The organism is Aestuariibaculum scopimerae (genome assembly GCF_059428085.1).
This window is the reverse complement of the sequence record NZ_CM182089.1, coordinates 3,229,743-3,247,926: the sequence shown is the minus strand read 5'-3', so window position 1 is coordinate 3,247,926 and position 18,184 is coordinate 3,229,743. Positions and strand designations below refer to the sequence as shown.

At 36.7% G+C, this 18,184-nt stretch carries 17 protein-coding genes; 9 read left to right on the top strand and 8 right to left on the bottom strand.

Annotated elements, in window-relative coordinates; translation table 11 throughout:
* Positions 1-132: 132 nt before the first annotated feature.
* On the bottom strand, positions 133-831 hold the full coding sequence (locus tag AC5SR4_RS14085; RefSeq protein ID WP_495359194.1) for a Crp/Fnr family transcriptional regulator: 699 nt from the start codon (positions 829-831) through the stop codon (positions 133-135).
* 175 nt (positions 832-1,006) lie between these two features.
* On the opposite strand from AC5SR4_RS14085, the gene AC5SR4_RS14080 reads away from it, so the two are divergent.
* From AC5SR4_RS14080 to moaA, 9 genes are read left to right on the top strand one after another with little or no spacing between them, the layout of a single operon-like run.
* Positions 1,007-2,209, top strand: coding sequence for a molybdopterin molybdotransferase MoeA (locus AC5SR4_RS14080; protein WP_495356912.1), 1,203 nt, complete (start codon positions 1,007-1,009; stop codon positions 2,207-2,209).
* Positions 2,210-2,220: 11 nt separating this feature from the next.
* Positions 2,221-2,559, top strand: a complete 339-nt coding sequence (locus AC5SR4_RS14075; protein ID WP_495356911.1) for a winged helix-turn-helix domain-containing protein — start codon at positions 2,221-2,223, stop codon at positions 2,557-2,559.
* A gap of 18 nt (positions 2,560-2,577) precedes the next feature.
* Entirely contained in the window at positions 2,578-3,321 is a 744-nt protein-coding gene (locus AC5SR4_RS14070; RefSeq protein WP_495356910.1) for a sulfite exporter TauE/SafE family protein, read from the top strand.
* A gap of 1 nt (position 3,322) precedes the next feature.
* Positions 3,323-3,895 (top strand): molybdenum cofactor guanylyltransferase, encoded by a 573-nt coding sequence (gene mobA, locus AC5SR4_RS14065; RefSeq protein WP_495356909.1) that lies wholly within the window; start codon positions 3,323-3,325, stop codon positions 3,893-3,895.
* A complete protein-coding gene (locus AC5SR4_RS14060; protein ID WP_495356908.1) occupies positions 3,892-4,125 on the top strand; it encodes a MoaD/ThiS family protein in 234 nt (77 codons plus the stop codon). Before mobA ends, AC5SR4_RS14060 begins: the two co-directional genes overlap by 4 nt.
* A gap of 5 nt (positions 4,126-4,130) precedes the next feature.
* On the top strand, positions 4,131-5,228 hold the full coding sequence (gene moeB, locus AC5SR4_RS14055) for a molybdopterin-synthase adenylyltransferase MoeB (protein WP_495356907.1): 1,098 nt from the start codon (positions 4,131-4,133) through the stop codon (positions 5,226-5,228).
* Complete coding sequence (locus AC5SR4_RS14050; RefSeq protein WP_495356906.1) at positions 5,218-5,661, top strand: molybdenum cofactor biosynthesis protein MoaE; 444 nt, start codon at positions 5,218-5,220, stop codon at positions 5,659-5,661. Before moeB ends, AC5SR4_RS14050 begins: the two co-directional genes overlap by 11 nt.
* Positions 5,662-5,670: 9 nt before the next feature.
* Positions 5,671-6,582 (top strand): bifunctional molybdenum cofactor biosynthesis protein MoaC/MoaB, encoded by a 912-nt coding sequence (moaCB, locus tag AC5SR4_RS14045; RefSeq protein WP_495356905.1) that lies wholly within the window; start codon positions 5,671-5,673, stop codon positions 6,580-6,582.
* Positions 6,582-7,589 carry a GTP 3',8-cyclase MoaA gene (moaA, locus tag AC5SR4_RS14040; RefSeq protein WP_495356904.1) on the top strand — a complete coding sequence of 336 codons (1,008 nt, stop codon included), beginning with the start codon at positions 6,582-6,584 and terminating at the stop codon, positions 7,587-7,589. The genes moaCB and moaA overlap by 1 nt, the downstream gene beginning before the upstream one ends.
* A 381-nt stretch (positions 7,590-7,970) precedes the next feature.
* On the opposite strand, the gene AC5SR4_RS14035 is transcribed toward moaA, so the two are convergent.
* The 7 genes from AC5SR4_RS14035 to nirD all read right to left on the bottom strand — a co-directional run bounded on the left by AC5SR4_RS14035 (position 7,971) and on the right by nirD (position 18,176).
* Entirely contained in the window at positions 7,971-9,398 is a 1,428-nt protein-coding gene (locus AC5SR4_RS14035; protein ID WP_495356903.1) for a rubredoxin, read from the bottom strand.
* The gene (locus AC5SR4_RS14030; protein ID WP_495356902.1) at positions 9,398-12,922 is read right to left on the bottom strand and encodes a molybdopterin-dependent oxidoreductase; all 3,525 of its coding nucleotides are present in this window, start codon (positions 12,920-12,922) and stop codon (positions 9,398-9,400) included. The genes AC5SR4_RS14035 and AC5SR4_RS14030 overlap by 1 nt, the downstream gene beginning before the upstream one ends.
* A gap of 124 nt (positions 12,923-13,046) precedes the next feature.
* Positions 13,047-14,468, bottom strand: a complete 1,422-nt coding sequence (locus AC5SR4_RS14025) for a NarK family nitrate/nitrite MFS transporter (RefSeq protein ID WP_495356901.1) — start codon at positions 14,466-14,468, stop codon at positions 13,047-13,049.
* A 183-nt stretch (positions 14,469-14,651) separates the two neighbouring features.
* Complete coding sequence (locus AC5SR4_RS14020; protein ID WP_495356900.1) at positions 14,652-15,317, bottom strand: response regulator; 666 nt, start codon at positions 15,315-15,317, stop codon at positions 14,652-14,654.
* 49 nt (positions 15,318-15,366) lie between these two features.
* Positions 15,367-17,184 (bottom strand): sensor histidine kinase, encoded by a 1,818-nt coding sequence (locus AC5SR4_RS14015; RefSeq protein ID WP_495356899.1) that lies wholly within the window; start codon positions 17,182-17,184, stop codon positions 15,367-15,369.
* A gap of 13 nt (positions 17,185-17,197) precedes the next feature.
* A complete protein-coding gene (locus AC5SR4_RS14010; RefSeq protein WP_495356898.1) occupies positions 17,198-17,782 on the bottom strand; it encodes a DUF4202 domain-containing protein in 585 nt (194 codons plus the stop codon).
* A 16-nt stretch (positions 17,783-17,798) separates the two neighbouring features.
* A complete protein-coding gene (nirD, locus tag AC5SR4_RS14005) occupies positions 17,799-18,176 on the bottom strand; it encodes a nitrite reductase small subunit NirD (RefSeq protein WP_495356897.1) in 378 nt (125 codons plus the stop codon).
* Between the last annotated feature and the right edge of the window lie 8 nt (positions 18,177-18,184).

Sequence of the window (18,184 nt, the reverse complement as noted above, 5' to 3'; positions counted from 1 at the left end):
TGGAACAAAAATAAATGGACTTTTTTTAATTAAGTATGGGTTACATCAGGTAAAAACACCTTTTAATTCATACTTTAAAATGATGAAACATTGTAAAAAAACTGCTTTTACTACATAAACCCTATTGAAAGTTTAGCTATCTAAGTAGAAATTGTGTTCGCTAATTTCGTTTTTAAGTAGTTGTATACTATTAATACCTATTCTTTTTCCTTTGGCGGTAATAAGATGTTCCTTTTTTAAAGCAGAAAACACCCTAATAACCTGCTCTTCTGTAGTTCCTGCATGATCTGCGTATTCTTTTCTACTTAAGGAAATGTCTAGAAACCCTTTGTTGTCTCCAAATTTTCTGTGGATATATAATAAAGTATCAATAACACGTTCTCGAACGGTCATTTGTGAAATAGACTTTACCTTAGACTCACTTCTGTTTAATTCGTTGGCATAAAAGAGCATAAAGTCATATGCAAATTTAGGATTGCCCAGCAAAGCACTTTGTATATTGTTTTTTGAGAAGTAGCATAATGTAGTATCTTCTAAGGCTATAGCACCTATAGAATAGTATTCCTCGGTTCCAAAACCTCTGTGGCCAATAATTTCGCCCGCCTTAGCAAACCTTACTATTTGCTCCCTGCCATTTATACCAGTTCTAAAAACCTTAACCTTTCCTTTTAAAATAAAAAACAATCCATTAACTGGAGCACCTTCCATAATGAACTGTTGGCCTTTTTTGCACTTTAAATTATTTTTTTCGACAACAAGTTTGTTATTAATTAAACTTGGTAAGTTTTGCTTGATTAAACACAATTGATTTTCACATGACTGGCAGGACATATCATATAGTGTACGCTTTCTGCTTGCCGTAGATATTGTATGTATTGTATTTGTTTGCAAATAATAAACTCTAAGGTTACTTGAAATATCTTAATTTTAGACAAATATAAGTATTAATACTTAATTTAAGCAAAAAATAAGTATTTATTTTTTCTCAAATAAAATAACGTTATATTTGCTGAAACATAACGATGTTATTATGATATCCATTAATGATGCTCGTAACATAGTAAAAAATCAAGTAAAGCCGCTTTTACAAGTCACAGAAAAGCCTGTAGCTAAAGCTGGTGGGTATAAATTGAGTGCATCTATTTATTCGCCAATAGATATGCCACCCTTTAGGCAATCTGCTATGGATGGCTATGCTGTAAGAATACATGATGCCCCTTCCTATAAGCTTATTGGAGAAGTAAAAACGGGAGACAACCACCAACCTATTCTAAGAAAAGGCGAAGCTGTTAGGATATTTACCGGAGCTCCTGTGCCAGATTCTGCCAACGCCGTAATTATGCAAGAAAAGGTAATTGCCAAAGAAAACTCAATAACCATCTTAGACGCCATTTTAGAAAACGCTAATATTCGTCCTAAAGGCGAACAAATAAAAAAAGGAGTCCAAGCACTAGCTAAGCACACAAAATTATTGCCTGCTACCATTGGCTTTTTAAGTGCGTTAGGCATTAAAGCGGTATCTGTACATAAAAAACCAACTATTGCTATTGTTACTACAGGTAATGAATTGATTGAAGCTGATGAACCTTTAGCATATGGAAAAATATACGAAAGCAATTCCAAAATGCTTATCAGCGCTTTATACAGCTTAAAATTCTACGACATTACCATTCACAAAGTTGAAGACGATTATCATAAAACACTCCAAAAATTAAATGACGTTATTAATGATAATGATTTAGTTATTATATCTGGCGGTATTTCGGTGGGCGATTATGATTTTGTTGGCAAAGCACTTACCGCACTAAATGTAACGCAACATTTTTATAAGGTAAAACAAAAACCCGGTAAGCCCTTGTTTTTTGGTTCAAAAAGCAGCACTTACATTTTTGCACTGCCAGGAAACCCTGCCGCATCGCTTACCTGTTTTTATATGTATGTGTATCCTGCTTTACAAATTATGATGGATAATGAACCTGCAGAGCTGCCTAGAGTTAAAGCAACATCACTTTCAAAATTTACCAAACATGGCGATCGCCCCCAATTTTTAAAAGCCATTTACAATAACGGCCAGGTTACCATTTTAGAAGGCCAAAGCTCGGCCATGTTACAAACATTTGCCCTATCAAACGCCTTGGTATTTATGCCCGAATCTGAATCTAAAATTAAAGTAGGTGATGCTGTAGAAGTTATTTTATTACCAGTTTAACAAGAAAAGCTATGAGTTTTAAGATAAAAAATAGAATATGGATTGAGTTTGAAGACCACGTACTTCTAGGGAAAGGGAGAGTACAATTGCTTAAAGCAATAGATGAAACAGGGTCGCTATCAAAAGCAGCCAAATCGCTTAATTTATCTTATAAAAAAGCATGGCAGTTAATAGATTCTGTAAACAAATCGGCAAAAAAACCAGTAACGATAACAAGTACGGGCGGTAAAGGCGGTGGCGGTGCAGAATTAACCGCATACGGCAAATCCCTTATTAAGGTGTACGACGATATTAACAAAAACTGCAACACATTTTTAGAAGCGCAATTAGATAAAATTATAAACCTGTAAAACCTTCTTGCATATAGCATGATTTTAGAAAACGAACATATCTATCTGTTTTTATTGGTGCTACCCATAATAGCATTCCTATATGCCAGTGTTGGCCATGGTGGCGCTAGTGGTTATTTGGCCTTAATGGCGTTATTTTCCTTTACACCAGATATTATGAAACCCACAGCGCTCTTACTAAATCTTTTTGTTGCCGGAATATCCTTTTACTATTATTATAAGGCTGGGCATTTTAACAAAAAACTGTTCCTTGCTTTTGCACTAACATCCATTCCCCTAGCCTTTTTGGGAGGCACTATAGAAGTAGATGCCAACATTTACAAAAAAGTACTGGCCCTATTATTGGTATTTGCCATTTTAAAGATGTTAAATGTGTTTGGAAAGGAACATACCTCTATAAAAGAGGTAAAACTTTGGCAGGGCCTTGTAATAGGTGGTGTTATAGGCTTTTTTTCGGGCCTTATTGGTATTGGCGGGGGTATTATACTAACCCCTATTATTTTGTTATTGCATTGGGGTAAAATGAAAGAAGCTGCAGCCGTATCGGCCCTATTTATTTGGGTAAATTCCGCATCGGGGCTAACCGGACAACTAATAAGTGGGGTAAGCTTAGAAAAAGGAACCTTCTTATTGGTAGCCATAGCACTTATTGGGGGTACGCTTGGTGGCTATTTGGGAAGCAAAAAAATCAATAACCAAAAATTACGCTATATACTGGCGCTTGTTTTAGTAATTGCTTGCTTTAAACTGTTTTTTACATAAAGTGATAGAAAAAAAAGACATAACAGGTATTATCCTAGCTGGAGGAAAAAGTAGCCGTATGGGTACCGATAAGGGTATGCTGTACCTAAACGGCAAACCCTTTACCCAACATAGCATAGATGCTTTAAAGCCATGGGTTGCAGAAACCATTATTGTATCAAACAATATCGATTATGATTGTTTTAAGTTAAAGCGCGTAGCAGATGTAATAAAAAATGCAGGCCCTTTGGCCGGGCTTTACTCTGGCCTAAAACATTCTAAAACAGCTTACAGTCTTGTTTTAAGTTGCGATGTGCCAATGGTATCCTCTAAAATACTAAAACTACTAATAGATAACATGAACCCAAATGTAGATATAGTACAAGTTGAAGCCTTTAATAAAACCATGCCGTTAATAGCACTGTATAAAAACGAATGCCAACACCTATTTATTAAACAGTTGAACATGGGAGAGCGCCGTTTGCAAAATGCCGTTAAACAATGCAAAGTAAAAAACATTGTATTAAGTGCCTCGCAAAGCGCGCTTACCAAAAACATTAATACACCAGAACAATTAAATGCCATTAGCAAATGATGATTAAAATAAAATATCTGGGGCAAATTGCTGAAGTAACCAAGCTAAGTGAAGAAACTTTTGAGTTTTCTAAAGATTTAATATCTGAACTTACCGAAGCATTATACCTTAAATACCCCGATTTAAAGCATAAAGATTTTAAAGTGGCCCAAAACCAAGAGTTGGTTTCTAACACCTCCCAAGTAACAGGACAAGAAATAGCCCTTTTACCACCCTTTGCAGGCGGATAAATAGTATGAGTAGATATAGCAGACATATCGTCCTTTCTGAAATTGGCCAAGCCGGTCAAAACAAACTAGCTGCAGCCAAAGTACTGGTTATTGGGGCTGGTGGCCTGGGATGCCCTGCCCTGCAATATTTAGCTGCAGCAGGTATTGGCACCCTTGGGGTTATGGATTTTGATACGGTTGCTATTTCCAACTTACAACGGCAAGTACTATTTGGTAAAACATCCTTAGGGCAAAACAAAGCCCTGGCTGCAAAAAACCGCCTGGAAGACCTAAACGATGCCATTACCATACATGCCTATCCTGAAAAACTAACCTATAAAAATGCTATTAACCTATTCAATGATTATGATATTGTTGTTGATGGATCCGATAATTTTGAAACACGCTATTTAATAAACGACGCCTGCATTATTACCAACACCCCACTGGTGTTTGGTGCTATTTATAAATTTGAGGGGCAGGTAGCTGTTTTTAATTACCAAAACGGACCCAGTTACCGGTGCCTATTCCCCAACCCACCTAAAAAAGATGCGGTGCCTAATTGTGCCGATATTGGGGTTTTAGGAGTCTTGCCTGGCATTATTGGTAGCATGCAGGCCAACGAAGTGTTAAAAATTGTCTTGGGTATTGGCAACGTACTGTCAGGAAAACTGTATTGCTACAATGCACTAACACTTCAAAACACCACTTTAAATATACAAAGGGTAGAAAAAAACATTTCACGGGTTATAAATAGCAAGTCCAGTTTTAGTACAAAACAATTAGAGGATTTTTGTGAATGGGACCGTTTTGAAATATCTATTAAAGATGTGCTTCTTAAAGATAACATACAGTTTATAGACGTTAGGGAACCCAACGAACACCCCAAAGTAGAGAGCTTACAAGTAACCTACATCCCTTTAAGCCGCCTAGAACAAAACCTAAACAAGATTAACCCCCATAAGGCTAAAGCTATATTTTGCCAATCGGGCATACGTAGCAAGCAAGCCGTATTAAAACTAAAAGCACTTAATATAAACAACTGCTACAGCATTAAAGAAGGGGCTTTAAATATTATAAAAGAAAAAACGAACATGACAAAACAATTGCAAAATGACCAATAAGAAACCCAAAAACGTTTTTAAGGAAGGCGCAATACCATCCACATTTATAGGAGAGGCCATTGCCAAACACCAGTCTAAAACCAATATAGGTGCCCACAATATTTTTTTAGGGCAAGTACGGGCCGATGTTATTGATGGCAAAACCGTTTCTGCCATAGAGTACACTGCTTACGAAACCATGGCAAACAACAAATTTCATGACATTCGCGAGGCAGCTTTTAAAAAGTTCGACCTTACCTGCATGCACATTTACCACAGCTTAGGAACTGTAAAAGCAGGAGAAATATGTCTGTTCGTTTTTGTATCGGCCCCAAGACGTGCTATTGTTTTTAAAGCATTAGAATATATTGTGGAAGCTATAAAAGCACAAGTTCCTGTTTTTGGCAAGGAAATTTTTGAAGATGACACACACCAATGGAAAGTAAATAGTTAAACGAACAACATGGTAGATATTACACATAAAAATAACACACTAAGAACGGCCGTTGCCCAGGCCACAGTAAAGGTTAGCAAACCCGAAACCATTGTTGCCATACAAAACGACACCGTTCCAAAAGGCAATGTATTTGCCATGAGCAAAGCTGCTGGCCTATTGGGTGTAAAACGCACCCCCGATATTTTACCCGATTGCCACCCCTTACCTATTGAGTTTACTAGTGTTGAATACCAAATAAATGATTTAGAAATTACCATTCTATTTACTGTAAAAACCATCTATAAAACAGGTGTAGAGGTAGAAGCCATGCATGGTGCCAGTATAGTGGCCCTAAACATGTACGATATGCTAAAACCCATAGATAAGGGCATAGAAATACACCATATAAAGTTATCGGACAAAAAAGGCGGTAAATCGAATTTTAAAGACCGATTTAGAAATACTTTAACAGCAGCCGTTATAGTTTGTTCTGATACTATTTCAGCAGGACAAAAAGAAGACAAAGCCGGAAAGGCCATTATAAAAAAACTAGAGGAATGTAACGTAAAAATAGCCCATTACAATATCATTCCCGATGAAAAAGACAGTATTCAAAGCAAAGCAAAAAGCTACCAACAAGAAGGTCTCGATTTAATTATCTATACTGGTGGCACTGGGCTCTCTAAAAGAGATGTTACCCCCGAAGCCATAATACCCTTACTAGATAGGCGTATTCCTGGTATTGAAGAGGCCATTCGCGATTACGGACAAAACCGTACACCGTATGCCATGCTATCCAGAAGTGTTGCAGGTACTATAAATAACACCCTAGTACTGGCACTACCCGGTTCTACCAATGGTGCCAGGGAATCTATGGATGCTATTTTTCCGGCGGTACTGCATGTTTTTGGAATACTAAAAAACGCCCGACACGATTAATGGAAAAAGAAAAAAACATATTACAGGACACCTTTGGCAGAGACCATGCCTATTTACGCATTTCGTTAATAGAGCGTTGTAATTTACGCTGTTCGTATTGTATGCCAGAGGAAGGCGTGCAATTATCTCCCAAAAGCCATTTAATGACCTACGAAGAGATTTTTGAAATTGCTAAAACCTTTGTAAAACATGGGGTTAGAAAAATAAGGTTAACAGGTGGCGAACCTTTAATTAGAAAAGACATCCCCATTATTTTAGAAAAACTGGCCAGCCTTCCTGTAGAACTATCCATAACCTCTAATGCTGTTATTGTAGATAAATTTATAGATGTTTTAAAACAGCACGGCATTAAAAGCATTAACATTAGTTTAGATTCGCTAAACAAAGAAAAATTTAAGCACATTACACGCCGAGACCAATTTGAAAAGGTTTACAATAACATTTTATTGCTTGTAAAAGAGGGCTTTCATGTAAAAGTGAATGCGGTGTTGATGAAGGACTTTAATGATAATGAGATCATTGATTTTATTCACTTTACCAAAAAACTTCCCATTTCGGTACGCTTTATAGAGTTTATGCCTTTTGATGGCAATAAATGGGATTTAAGCAAAACGGTTTCCTATAAGGACATTATGGCCTATGTAAACCAAGCCTTTACTAAAAACCAAATTGAACGCCTGCAAGATGCTCCCAACGATACTTCTAAGAACTATAAAATTAAAGGCTACCAAGGAAGCTTTGCTGTTATAAGCTCTGTAACCAACCCTTTTTGCGATTCTTGCAACCGCCTACGCCTAACGGCCAATGGGCAATTAAAAAATTGCTTGTTTTCTGCCACCGAATCAGATCTGTTAACCACACTACGTGCAGGACAATCCATAGAACCTGTTATTGAAAAGGCCGTTAAGGCCAAACTAAAAGTTCGTGGTGGTATGGATACGCTTAAAAAGTTACAAGAACCTAAGCTACATACCAACAATCGTAGCATGATTACTATTGGGGGCTAAAATTTATGGGTATAAAAATGGTTTTTATGGATAAAAAAGCCTGTTTTATGGGTTGCAAAAGTTTTTTTATGGGTAGAAACTCCAAATTTATGGGTAGAAATTGAAAAAAACTCTAAAGAAATTTGCCATTTCTTATAAGAAATCTGGATTTTCTTAAAAGAAAAATGGTTTTTATGGGTAGAAACTTCAAGTTTATGGGTAGAAAAAATGCTTTTATGGGTAGAAACTTAAAAAACCTAGGCACAAAATAGGCATATCAACTCGAGGGTTTTAAATAATTTTAAAATTTAAGGAGTTATTAACCATTAACTTATAAACTTCTACAAATACGGTATTAAAACTTAAACCACTCGAATTGATTAATCTGCCTAATGTTTTTATTTACTTGACTAATATTTTTTTCTCAAAACTGCTTTTTGGGGCTTCGCACAGTGAACACTCGTAGGTATCTGGAAGGCTTTCAAAAGGGGTATTGGGCGGTATGCTTTGGGTAACATCGCCATAAATTTCGCTATAGATGGTTAAGCAGGCTTTGCATTGAAACACTTCTTCTTCTACAACATCTACCTTGGTATCTTCTACAGCTTCTTCTTCTCTTTCATTTCCTAATTCTTCAAAATATAGCTGACTTAATTCCATTAACAATCCGGGCAATTCTACCATATCCACGTCTTGTACATGCATAATATATTCTCTGGTATTCGGGTCAAAATTCTTGGCATACAACAAGTTGTAAGTATCTCTAATAACAAAATCGCCTAAGGTTTCTGGGCGGGTATTCTTTTCTATAACTACCGATGTAAAGTAATAGGCATTACTGGCATAATTGGCAATACCAAATGTTAAACCATAGGTACTAATGTCGTTTTGGTTAAAATTGGTAACCAAGTATTTTTTTAAATTAATGGCATCTTTATCGTTTACCGGCAAATGCCAATTAAGCTCTAGCATAGAATGCCTAACATTAATACCAAATTTACCCAAAAACTTCTCCCACTGTAACTTAGATTTTATTGGTATGCCCCTAACAATAAATGATTTCCAGGGTGTAATGGTTATTTTACCTATTTTGTTTTCGGCACAGAGCTCGCACATGGCCTTTAAAAAAGGAATACTGTACCTGTTGTTTCTCCAGTATAATCCCAACCAATATTTATCGCCTATACGGTTCATGCCTTCATAATACGGAAATGGATAAAAGGGCACTTCCAGGGGCTTATCAACGGTTCTATTGTTGGTATCTATAGCATCGTTAACCAGCTCAAAAACCATATCAATGGTTTCGGGCTCTTCTTTTAAAATAGTTTCAATGGCCAACTCAATCTTATCCATGTCCCAGCTGTAAACCAAAGCCGGATACATTTGTGTTTTTTTCCATTCTGGTAATCGCACATACAGGTACCAATAGTCTTCATGCTCTGAAGCAATAAAGTTAATATGCCCTGTAAACAAAGGCACCAACCGTTGCTTGGGGTCGGTAATGTTTACCCGTAATTTTAGTTCGTGTTTAAATTGCTCTAAGATATATAAATACCTGTCGCTGGTAAGCCAGGATGTACTTGGGAAAATATCGGCCGAAACATACGACGACATCATGTTTTCTATGGTCTTGTCGTTGGGTTTAACTATTTGAAGCTTATCAAAGGCCTTTAATTTACGTTCATCTATTTTATCAGGAAAAATAATATCCTGTCTTGAACCAAAAGAAATAGCATCTAGTCCTAAATTTTCAGCAGCTTCGCAAATGTATTTTAACTCTCCTGGAGAAAGCACACCACCGTTTACTATTAATCTATATAACTGTTTCATTATAACGATACCACTTTAGTGTTATTAAGTATTTCCCTAACCTCGGTTTTACAACTGCCACAGCCTAACCCTGCTCCTGTTTTGTTACAAAGCTCGGTAAAATTTGTACAGCCATTTTGTATGGCCTCTTCAATATTTCCTGCTCCTACCTGGCTGCAAGAGCACACCAGTTTTCCTAAAACAGGCACATCGTTAGAGGCTCCGCGCAACAAGGTGTTTCGCTTTTCAGACATTTCTATCTTACTTTCAATCATGGTTTTAAATTCGGCAAATTCGTTCTTATCGCCCATTAAAACAGCGCCAATCAATAAATCATCCTTAACAATGCATTTTTTGTAATAGCGCTTAGATATGTCTGTAAATATCACTTCTTCATAAGAGTCGTCGTTTTCTGGAACATTAATATTGCCTATACTGCATAAATTAAGGTCGTTGAATTTTAAGATATTCATCAATACCGATCCGTTGTATGAACAGCTTACATCGCCCGCTATATAGTTGGCCAATATTGAGGCTTGCTCTTCGGCTGCAGATGTTATACCGAATAACTGATTGTCGTATTCTGCTATTTCACCAATGGCAAAGATATCTGGGTGCGACGATTGTAAATATTGGTTCACTTTTACCCCACGACCACAAACAATACCGTTTTCGCGGGCTATTTCTACGTTGGGAATGGTACCTATGGCATAAACAATGGCATTGGCAGTAATAAACTTACCGCTTTTTAATGTAATGTTTAGCTCGCCAGTATCCTCATCATCAAAAACCGTGCTTACTTCATTATCAAAATAAATTTGAATACCGCGCTCTTGTACATCTAGCGACAAAAGTTTGCTGGAAACTTTATCCAGCTGGCGCTCCATAAGCCTAGAGGCCCTTTGTACAATAGTTATTTTAACGTTTTTGTGTTTCATGGCTGCTGCCAATTCTAAGCCAAGCAATCCGCCGCCAACAATAACAACATGCTGTTCTTCGGGCGGTAAGCCTGTAGCGTCTAAATAGGCCTTAAACCTATCGGCATCGCTTTTATTACGCATGGTAAAACGCCCTGGCAGGTTTATTTGAACATCTTTGGGTATAAACGCCCGGCTGCCTGTTGCTAAAATAAGCTTGCTGTAGGTATGCTGTACACCATGGCTATCTGTAACCACTTTGTTATTGGAGTCTATTTTATCAATAAACGTCTCTGGGTAGGTTTTTATATGAAGCTTATTTAGTTCAATTTTTTTTATTTTAAGAAGTTGGTCCCAACTAAGCTCTTCGGTAACATATTCTGGAAGCAGTACCCTATTGTAAAACAGGTTGGGCTCTTTTGAAAACACGTGTATTTCATCTACTTCATTATTTTCTCGATAGTTTTGAACAAACCTAAATGCCGCCGCTCCAGCACCCACTACAATAATCTTTTCAACAGGTTTTTTATATTTTGCAACAGCAACCCTGGTAAACTTAAAATCGGGTTCTTTTGATGTTGGATCTACATGTGTATTGGTTAAGTTATTGGCCCTGTTTAAGGTACTTTGCAGTTGTTTGCCCCAATGCATAGGCAAAAACACCACGCTTTTGGCAATATTATCGGTTACTTGGGCACGTACTCTTACGGTGCCGTTTTCACTTTTAATTTCGGTAATGTCTCCGTTTTTTATCTTACACAGGTAAGCATCAACTGGATTTATTTCCAGTACTGGTGTGGGGTAATGGGTTTTTAATCGAGATACCTTTCCTGTTTTGGTCATGGTATGCCATTGGTCGCGCACCCTACCGGTTGTTAAAATTAAAGGATAGTCTTCATTGGGTTGTAACGATGTGTTTTTAATAGTTGTAGGTACATTAAATATGGCTTTTTTTGATGGTGTGTAAAACTTTTTATCTTCAAAAAGCCTAGGTGTACCTGGGTGTCTATAATCGGGAACTGGCCACTGGAAAGTGCCTTCGTTTTTTAAACGGTCGTAGTTTAAGAACGATACATCTATATTGGTGCCCTTGGTCATGGAGCAATACTCGTTATAGATTTCTTCTGTACTGTTGTAATTAAACCCACGGAAGCCCATACGTTGTGCAAAGTCACAAAAAATCTCTACATCGGGCCTTGCTTCGCCTGGTGCATTGATTTCTTTTGGCAAATATGAAATACGCCGCTCTGAATTGGTCATCGTACCTTCTTTCTCTAGCCATCCTGCTGCGGGCAAAACCAAATCGGCATACGCCACAGTATCCGATTTATATGAGATATCTTGAACGACCACAAATTTTGCACTGGCCATTGCTTTTTCTATGCTGTTGGTATTGGGCAAACTCACCAAAGGGTTTGTACAAGCTATCCAAACAGCTTTTAACTTGCCAGACTCAAGGGCATCAAACATTTCGGTGGCCGTTAAACCTGGCTTGGGAGAAATCTTTTCTACACCCCAAAATTGTGCAACCTCCCTACGGTGCTCTTCATTCTGTAAATCTTTGTGCACAGCCAATAAATTAGCCATGCCCCCTACTTCACGCCCGCCCATAGCATTGGGCTGTCCTGTTAACGAAAATGGCCCAGAGCCCGGTTTACCCACTTGTCCTGTTATTAGCGATAGGTTTAGTAAGGCCACATTTTTATCGGTACCAACCACACTTTGGTTAAGCCCCATGGCCCACATGCTTATAAAGCCTTTAGACAAGCCAATAATATCTGCTGCCTTTCTAATATCTTTTTCAGGCACCCCACACAATTGAGAGGCCTGTTTTATGGATGTTGAAAATATATGATCTTTATAGGCTTTAAATCCTTCGGTATAATTCTGTATAAATGCTTCGTCTATTAAGCCTCTTTGGTATAAACACCTACCAATGGCATTGTACAATATAATATCGGTTCCTGGAATTAATTGCAGGTGTAAATCTGCAAAATTGGCTGAATCGGTTTTTCTAGGATCCACCACAATAATCTTAACGTCTGGGTTTTGTTCTTTGTGCTTTTCAATACGCCTAAACAAAATAGGATGGCACCAAGCGGGGTTGGCTCCCGTAATTAAAAAACAGTCTGCCAGTTCGATATCTTCATAAGAAATGGGCACACTGTCTTCCCCAAAGGTTTTTTTATAGCCTGCAACGGCTGAGCTCATACATAACCTGGAGTTTGTATCAATATTATTAGTTCCTAAAAAACCTTTGGTTAACTTATTGGCTATGTAATATTCTTCGGTTAAACTTTGCCCAGATACATAGAATGCCACACTATCTGGCCCATGTTTTTTTATAATGGATTTAAAAACACTACTGGCCCTATCTAAAGCATCATCCCAACTAACGCGCTCCCTTGGGTGCGATCTACTCCAGCGCATTTCTGGATATAATATTCTGTCGGACACATCGTTTGCCACATAATGTAAATTCATGCCTTTAGAACACAGCATGCCTTTGTTTACGGGGTGATCTTTATCCCCTTCAACAAGCACCTTATTATTGTTATCTTTCTTAACAATAATACCGCATCCTACACCACAATAGGAACATGTTGTTTTTACTTCATTTTTAAACATTTACACTAGAGCTTTATACGAATTAAGACAAATATACAACACCAAACAAGCAACATCAACAATATTCATAATACTATAAAAATGCGCCTTGTTTATTTTTAATTTATTAAAATTTACACTTTAATTAGCTTCTAACGGTAACCAATTTTTTAATTGATTTTCTTATACCGATTTTTGGAACAGTCTCTTCTTCATTTGAAAAACGAATGGACAAAGCCACAAAACCTGCCAATATAACCATAACACCAATTATAAAATAGCCATTTGAAACCGCACTTGATGCCGCCGCCGCTTGGGCAGAATTAACAGCATCGGCTCCTAAGCCCTGGTTGGCAACTATAGCAGCTTTCTCGGCTGCAGCCGATTTGGTTTTAAGCAAAAATGCTGCAAGAAAGGCGCCTACATTTCCTCCTGCACCTACAATTCCAGACACCGATCCCACAGCTTTTTTATTAATGAAAGGAACTACCGAAAAAGTAGCACCCTCTGCCATTTGAACTGACAGACTAAATAATATTAAGAACATAAAGGCCATAACTATATTAGCCGTTGTTGAAAACGTAATAAGCATAACTCCTTGTATTGTTAAGATAAACGACAAAAACAGCACACGCCCCCTTAGACCTTTTAGCTTACCAAATTTATCACCAAAAAAGCCCCCCAATGTACGGGCAAAAATATTCATTAAGGCAAAGGACAATACAATGTTACCCGCCGTTAAACGCTCTAATTTAAAGGTGTTTTGCAAGTAATCGTCCATAGTACCGTAAACCGTAAGCTCTATACCAAAGCAAGCAGCATATACAAAAAACAGCACCCAAGTCCTGTAATCTTTAATAACTTTTAAGAAGCCTTCTTCTTTCTTTTTAGTTGTTACGTTTTCTCCTTTTTCTCGTAAATCCTTGAAATTACCTTTAGGAGTATCTTGTGTAAAAAAGTAATATACCAAGCCCATTAAAAAACATATAAGCCCTGCTATAACCATAGAGTAACGCCATGCTTCAGAATCTGCTATGCCAAAACTAACTACGGCAGCCGCTATTAATGGCATACCTAAACGATTGGCGCCGCCGCCTAAGTTACCCCAACCCGCCGATGTAGCATTTGCTGTACCAACTATATTAGAGTCGAACATAAGTGATGTATGCACTTGTGTAATTACAAATGATGCCCCAATAAAACCAATAAACAATCTACATATTAAAAATTGTAAGGGGGTTTGCACCAAACCACATGCTATAACTGGTATGGCTCCAAGCATTAATAACCATGTATAGCATAGTCTTGGCCCATATTTATCACATAATTTACCTATAAGTAATCTTGCAAATACAGTTCCTGAAACTGCAAGAATGATTGAATTCCATTTTTGCTCTGGAGTTAACCCTAAATCTTTAACAACGTCTGGCATGAATGGAACAATGCCAAACCAAGAAAAGAAACATAAGAAAAACGATATGGAAGTAATCCAAAATGTGCGTATTGGAACTTCTTTAATCTTAAATAAGTTTAATTTTGTTGCTTTAAGCGATTCTGAATGTATCATAATAATTACTTTTTATACGTACAAAAATAAGTATAAATACTTAATTTAATAAATTAAAAGTACGTATTATTGAATTAATATGATATTGGTAATTATGCTATTGCCATATTAGGAATATAACAAAAAACCAAGCGGTTTTAACGTGCATATTTTGTTTTTAGCAATAAAGATTGGTGGGTGGAATTATACTAAATTATATTCTTGGGCCTTATTACTTAGTTCCTTAAGGTTTTTTACGTCTAATTTTTTCATTAAATTAAAACGGTGCACTTCGGCTGTGCGTTTGCTTATCTCTAATTCTTCAGCAATATCCTTATTGTTTTTAAGCTGTAAAACAAGTCCGAGTATTTGGCGTTCTCTTTTGGTTAATTTAAAAGGGTCGTCTGCTTTTGGTTTAGGTGCAAGCGGTTCTGAAGCTACGTTACCATTAACAAAATTGTTCATGATAATAGCAGAGATATCTCCTGTAAAATACTTACCTCCAGAGGCAATCTTGTTTAACGCTTTTAAAAATTCTTCCTTACTGGCACCCTTAAGCAAATATCCGTCTGCCCCAGCCTGAATGGCCTTTACAACATACTCTTCAGAATCGTGCATGGAAAGTACCAAAGTTCTAACATTTGGGTGCTTGGCATTTATTTGTTTTACTACCTCAATGCCATTGAGTTCTGGCATACGTATATCAACAATTAATAAGTTAGGCTCATGGTTTTTAATTACTTCAAGAGCTTCAAGACCATTAGATGCCTCATCTATTACCTGGATACCATCTTGGTCTTCTAATAATGCCTTAATGCCATCTCTTACAAGAACATGGTCATCTGCTAAAACTACATTTATTACACTCATAATTCAATTGATTTACTTAGCAAAAGTATGAAATTTTACGTAACTATACTTAATCCTTAATTGGAATGTTTAGTGTTACGCGTGTACCTTTATTTATCTCAGAGTTTAAAAATAAACGGCCCTCTATATATTTAATACGCTCTCTCATAAAAGTCATTCCCATACCACCATCGCCATTTTTTACATTTTTAACCTTATTGGGGTCAAATCCTTTGCCATTATCATCTATTACTATACTAAGTATGTTTTCACTGTGCGATAAAGACACTAAAATATGTGTAGAATCGGCATATTTTATAGCATTGTTAATAGCTTCTTGTACTATACGGTAAATATTGATCTCAACAAGTGAATCCAGTCGTAGATTAAAGTCCGTTTTATTGAAAAGCACAATGTTCTTACCCGTAAGCCTAGTCAGTTCACTGGTCAGCTTGGTTATGGCAGGAACAATACCATGATCTGACAACTCTGGCGGTGTTAAGTTAAAGGTGGCTGTTCTAACCCCTTTTATAATGTTTAATGTAAGTGCCTTTAAATGCTCGATTTTTGAGGCGGTCTTTTCTATATCTGAAATATCAATGCTTTCTAAATTATACTTAAGCCCTGTTAGCATTTGTCCTATACCATCATGAACATCTTTAGCAATACGGTTTTGCTCTTTCTCTTGATTTTCAATAATCTTACTGGAAATAACCTTCTGCTGATTCATTTTTTCCTCAAAGCTTTGTTTTGTTAAACGCTCTATTTCTATTTGAGCTGCTTTACGGGAGGTGATATCTGATGCTATGATGAGCAGTTCAGATTTGTCATCGGTTGGGTTAAATGGAATTATGGCCATTTCCAGCCAAATATCCTTATTGTCTTTTGTAGTGGCCTTTACTTCGCCTTGCCAACCGGTTTTTTTAAACTTGGATATGATGTTTTCAATGAAAAGCTGTTCGTTTTCGTTTATAGACAGGACTTCCGATAAATGGGCATTGATATTAAGCTGTGTGTACTTAAAAAGTTTAGAGAACTTTTTACCCATATGCAATAGCGTTCCGTTTTGTGTAACCCTTGCAAATAATAAAGTTTCGTCCATGGCATAACTCAATGCCCGTAGTTCTTTAATCGACTTTTCTTTTGCTGCGCTTAACTCATCGGCATCAATAGCCATTTTCTTTGCTTTCTTTTCGGCTACCAGTAACTCGGCAAGTGTTGCCTTAACTGTTTTTGCTGCCGGCCAGAAAATGAACATAAATTCAATGAGTAAAATAATTAAGGTTAGGGCTGTTAACAAAAGCTCTAACTTACGCAACCAACTTACTTTGTTATCGGCTTCTAAATCGTATTGGTTTACAATATCGTCCATCATCAACAAAAAATCGCCTTCGTTAGCTTTTACTTTCTCGATGTCTTCACTGAACGACGATATAGGTAATGGTGGTACATTTTCAATTTTCTCTATAATGGCTTTTGTAGCTGTACTAATGGTATCAAACGTTGGATTTAAGCTTTTAAATTTATTTACAATTATAGCACTATTTTTACCTGGTAACCCTAAGCTGTCATTTCCTTTTTGCAAGGCATAATGCGAGGTTTCCCATAACTCTAAGGTTTGTTTGATTTTGTTTTTAAGGCGAATTCTTTCTTCAGTATTGTTTTCTGATGAAAGTGTTAAGATTTCTTTTGTAAGCTTTTGGCTAAGCATGCGTTGCCTACCTGCAACATTTATAACTGTAGAATCACTTTGCTGGTCGTTAAGGTGCTTACGTATTAATATTTGACTTATAATTACCGATAGCGCTATGGTACTTAACGCTATAATATATAAACGGCTTAATTTATCGAACGTACGCTGGTCTAATGAATTACCGTTTTTTGTCATTGTAATGTTACTGTTAAGAAATAGCCTGTTTAATTAATGCTAAACTTTTATCTGTGTACTTAATCTTTAAGGCTTCTGCATGTCCTTCTTCAGACATTTTTTTCCATGTTTTTTGAAGAATATCGATGATTTTTTTATCCTCATGCTTAGCAGCAAATTCTTCAAAGTAATAATCTAAAAAAACCAAACAAATAACATCTTCTAAGGTTTGGCTTTCTTCATTCTTTTTTATTAGTTTTTTATTAATTAAAAACGTTACCCTATCTATAAACGTTTTATCATAACCTACTTCATTTAAAATATCGGCCGTAATTTCGGCATGCATTTTTTTAAGGGTTTCGCGCCATTTTAAGTACCCTACACGATCCATAGGATATTCGTCTCTGGCTATTTTCCAACGGCAAATATGTTGCGCTCTTGCTGCAATTTGTAACGCTCTGGAGGCATTGGGCTTAAATTGCAACAACTTTTGAGACATACGCTGTGAATACAACAATTCTTTTGGGAATTCCAATCCATGGCTGTGATACGTATTTATATCTTCTGAATTTCTCTTATCTATTAATGCTATGGCTGTTTCAAATCTTGTTGGCTTCATATGGCTTTGTTATATGTTAATCTACAAAGCCAATATACACATTTTCAGCTTCAATTTTAACAGGATACACGGCTATTTTTAAATCGTCGCCACCTAAGTTTGTTCCATCTTCTAATGAAAAATTCTTTTTATGCATAGGGCATGCCACTTTAGCTATGCCTTCTTTATCGCCTATCATACCAAGTGATAAAACCATTTCCATTTTATGCGGACATAAATTTTGGCAAGCGTACCACTTGTTTTTTCTAACAAAATTATAAACAGCGATTTGTTTGGTTTTATATTTTATACAGGCGCCACTGTTTTCTGGAAAATCTGAAACGGCTCCTACCTTAAACCAAGTAACCACCTCGGCCTCTGCTACTGTTTTGTATTGATTGAGTATATCTTGCATATTTTACT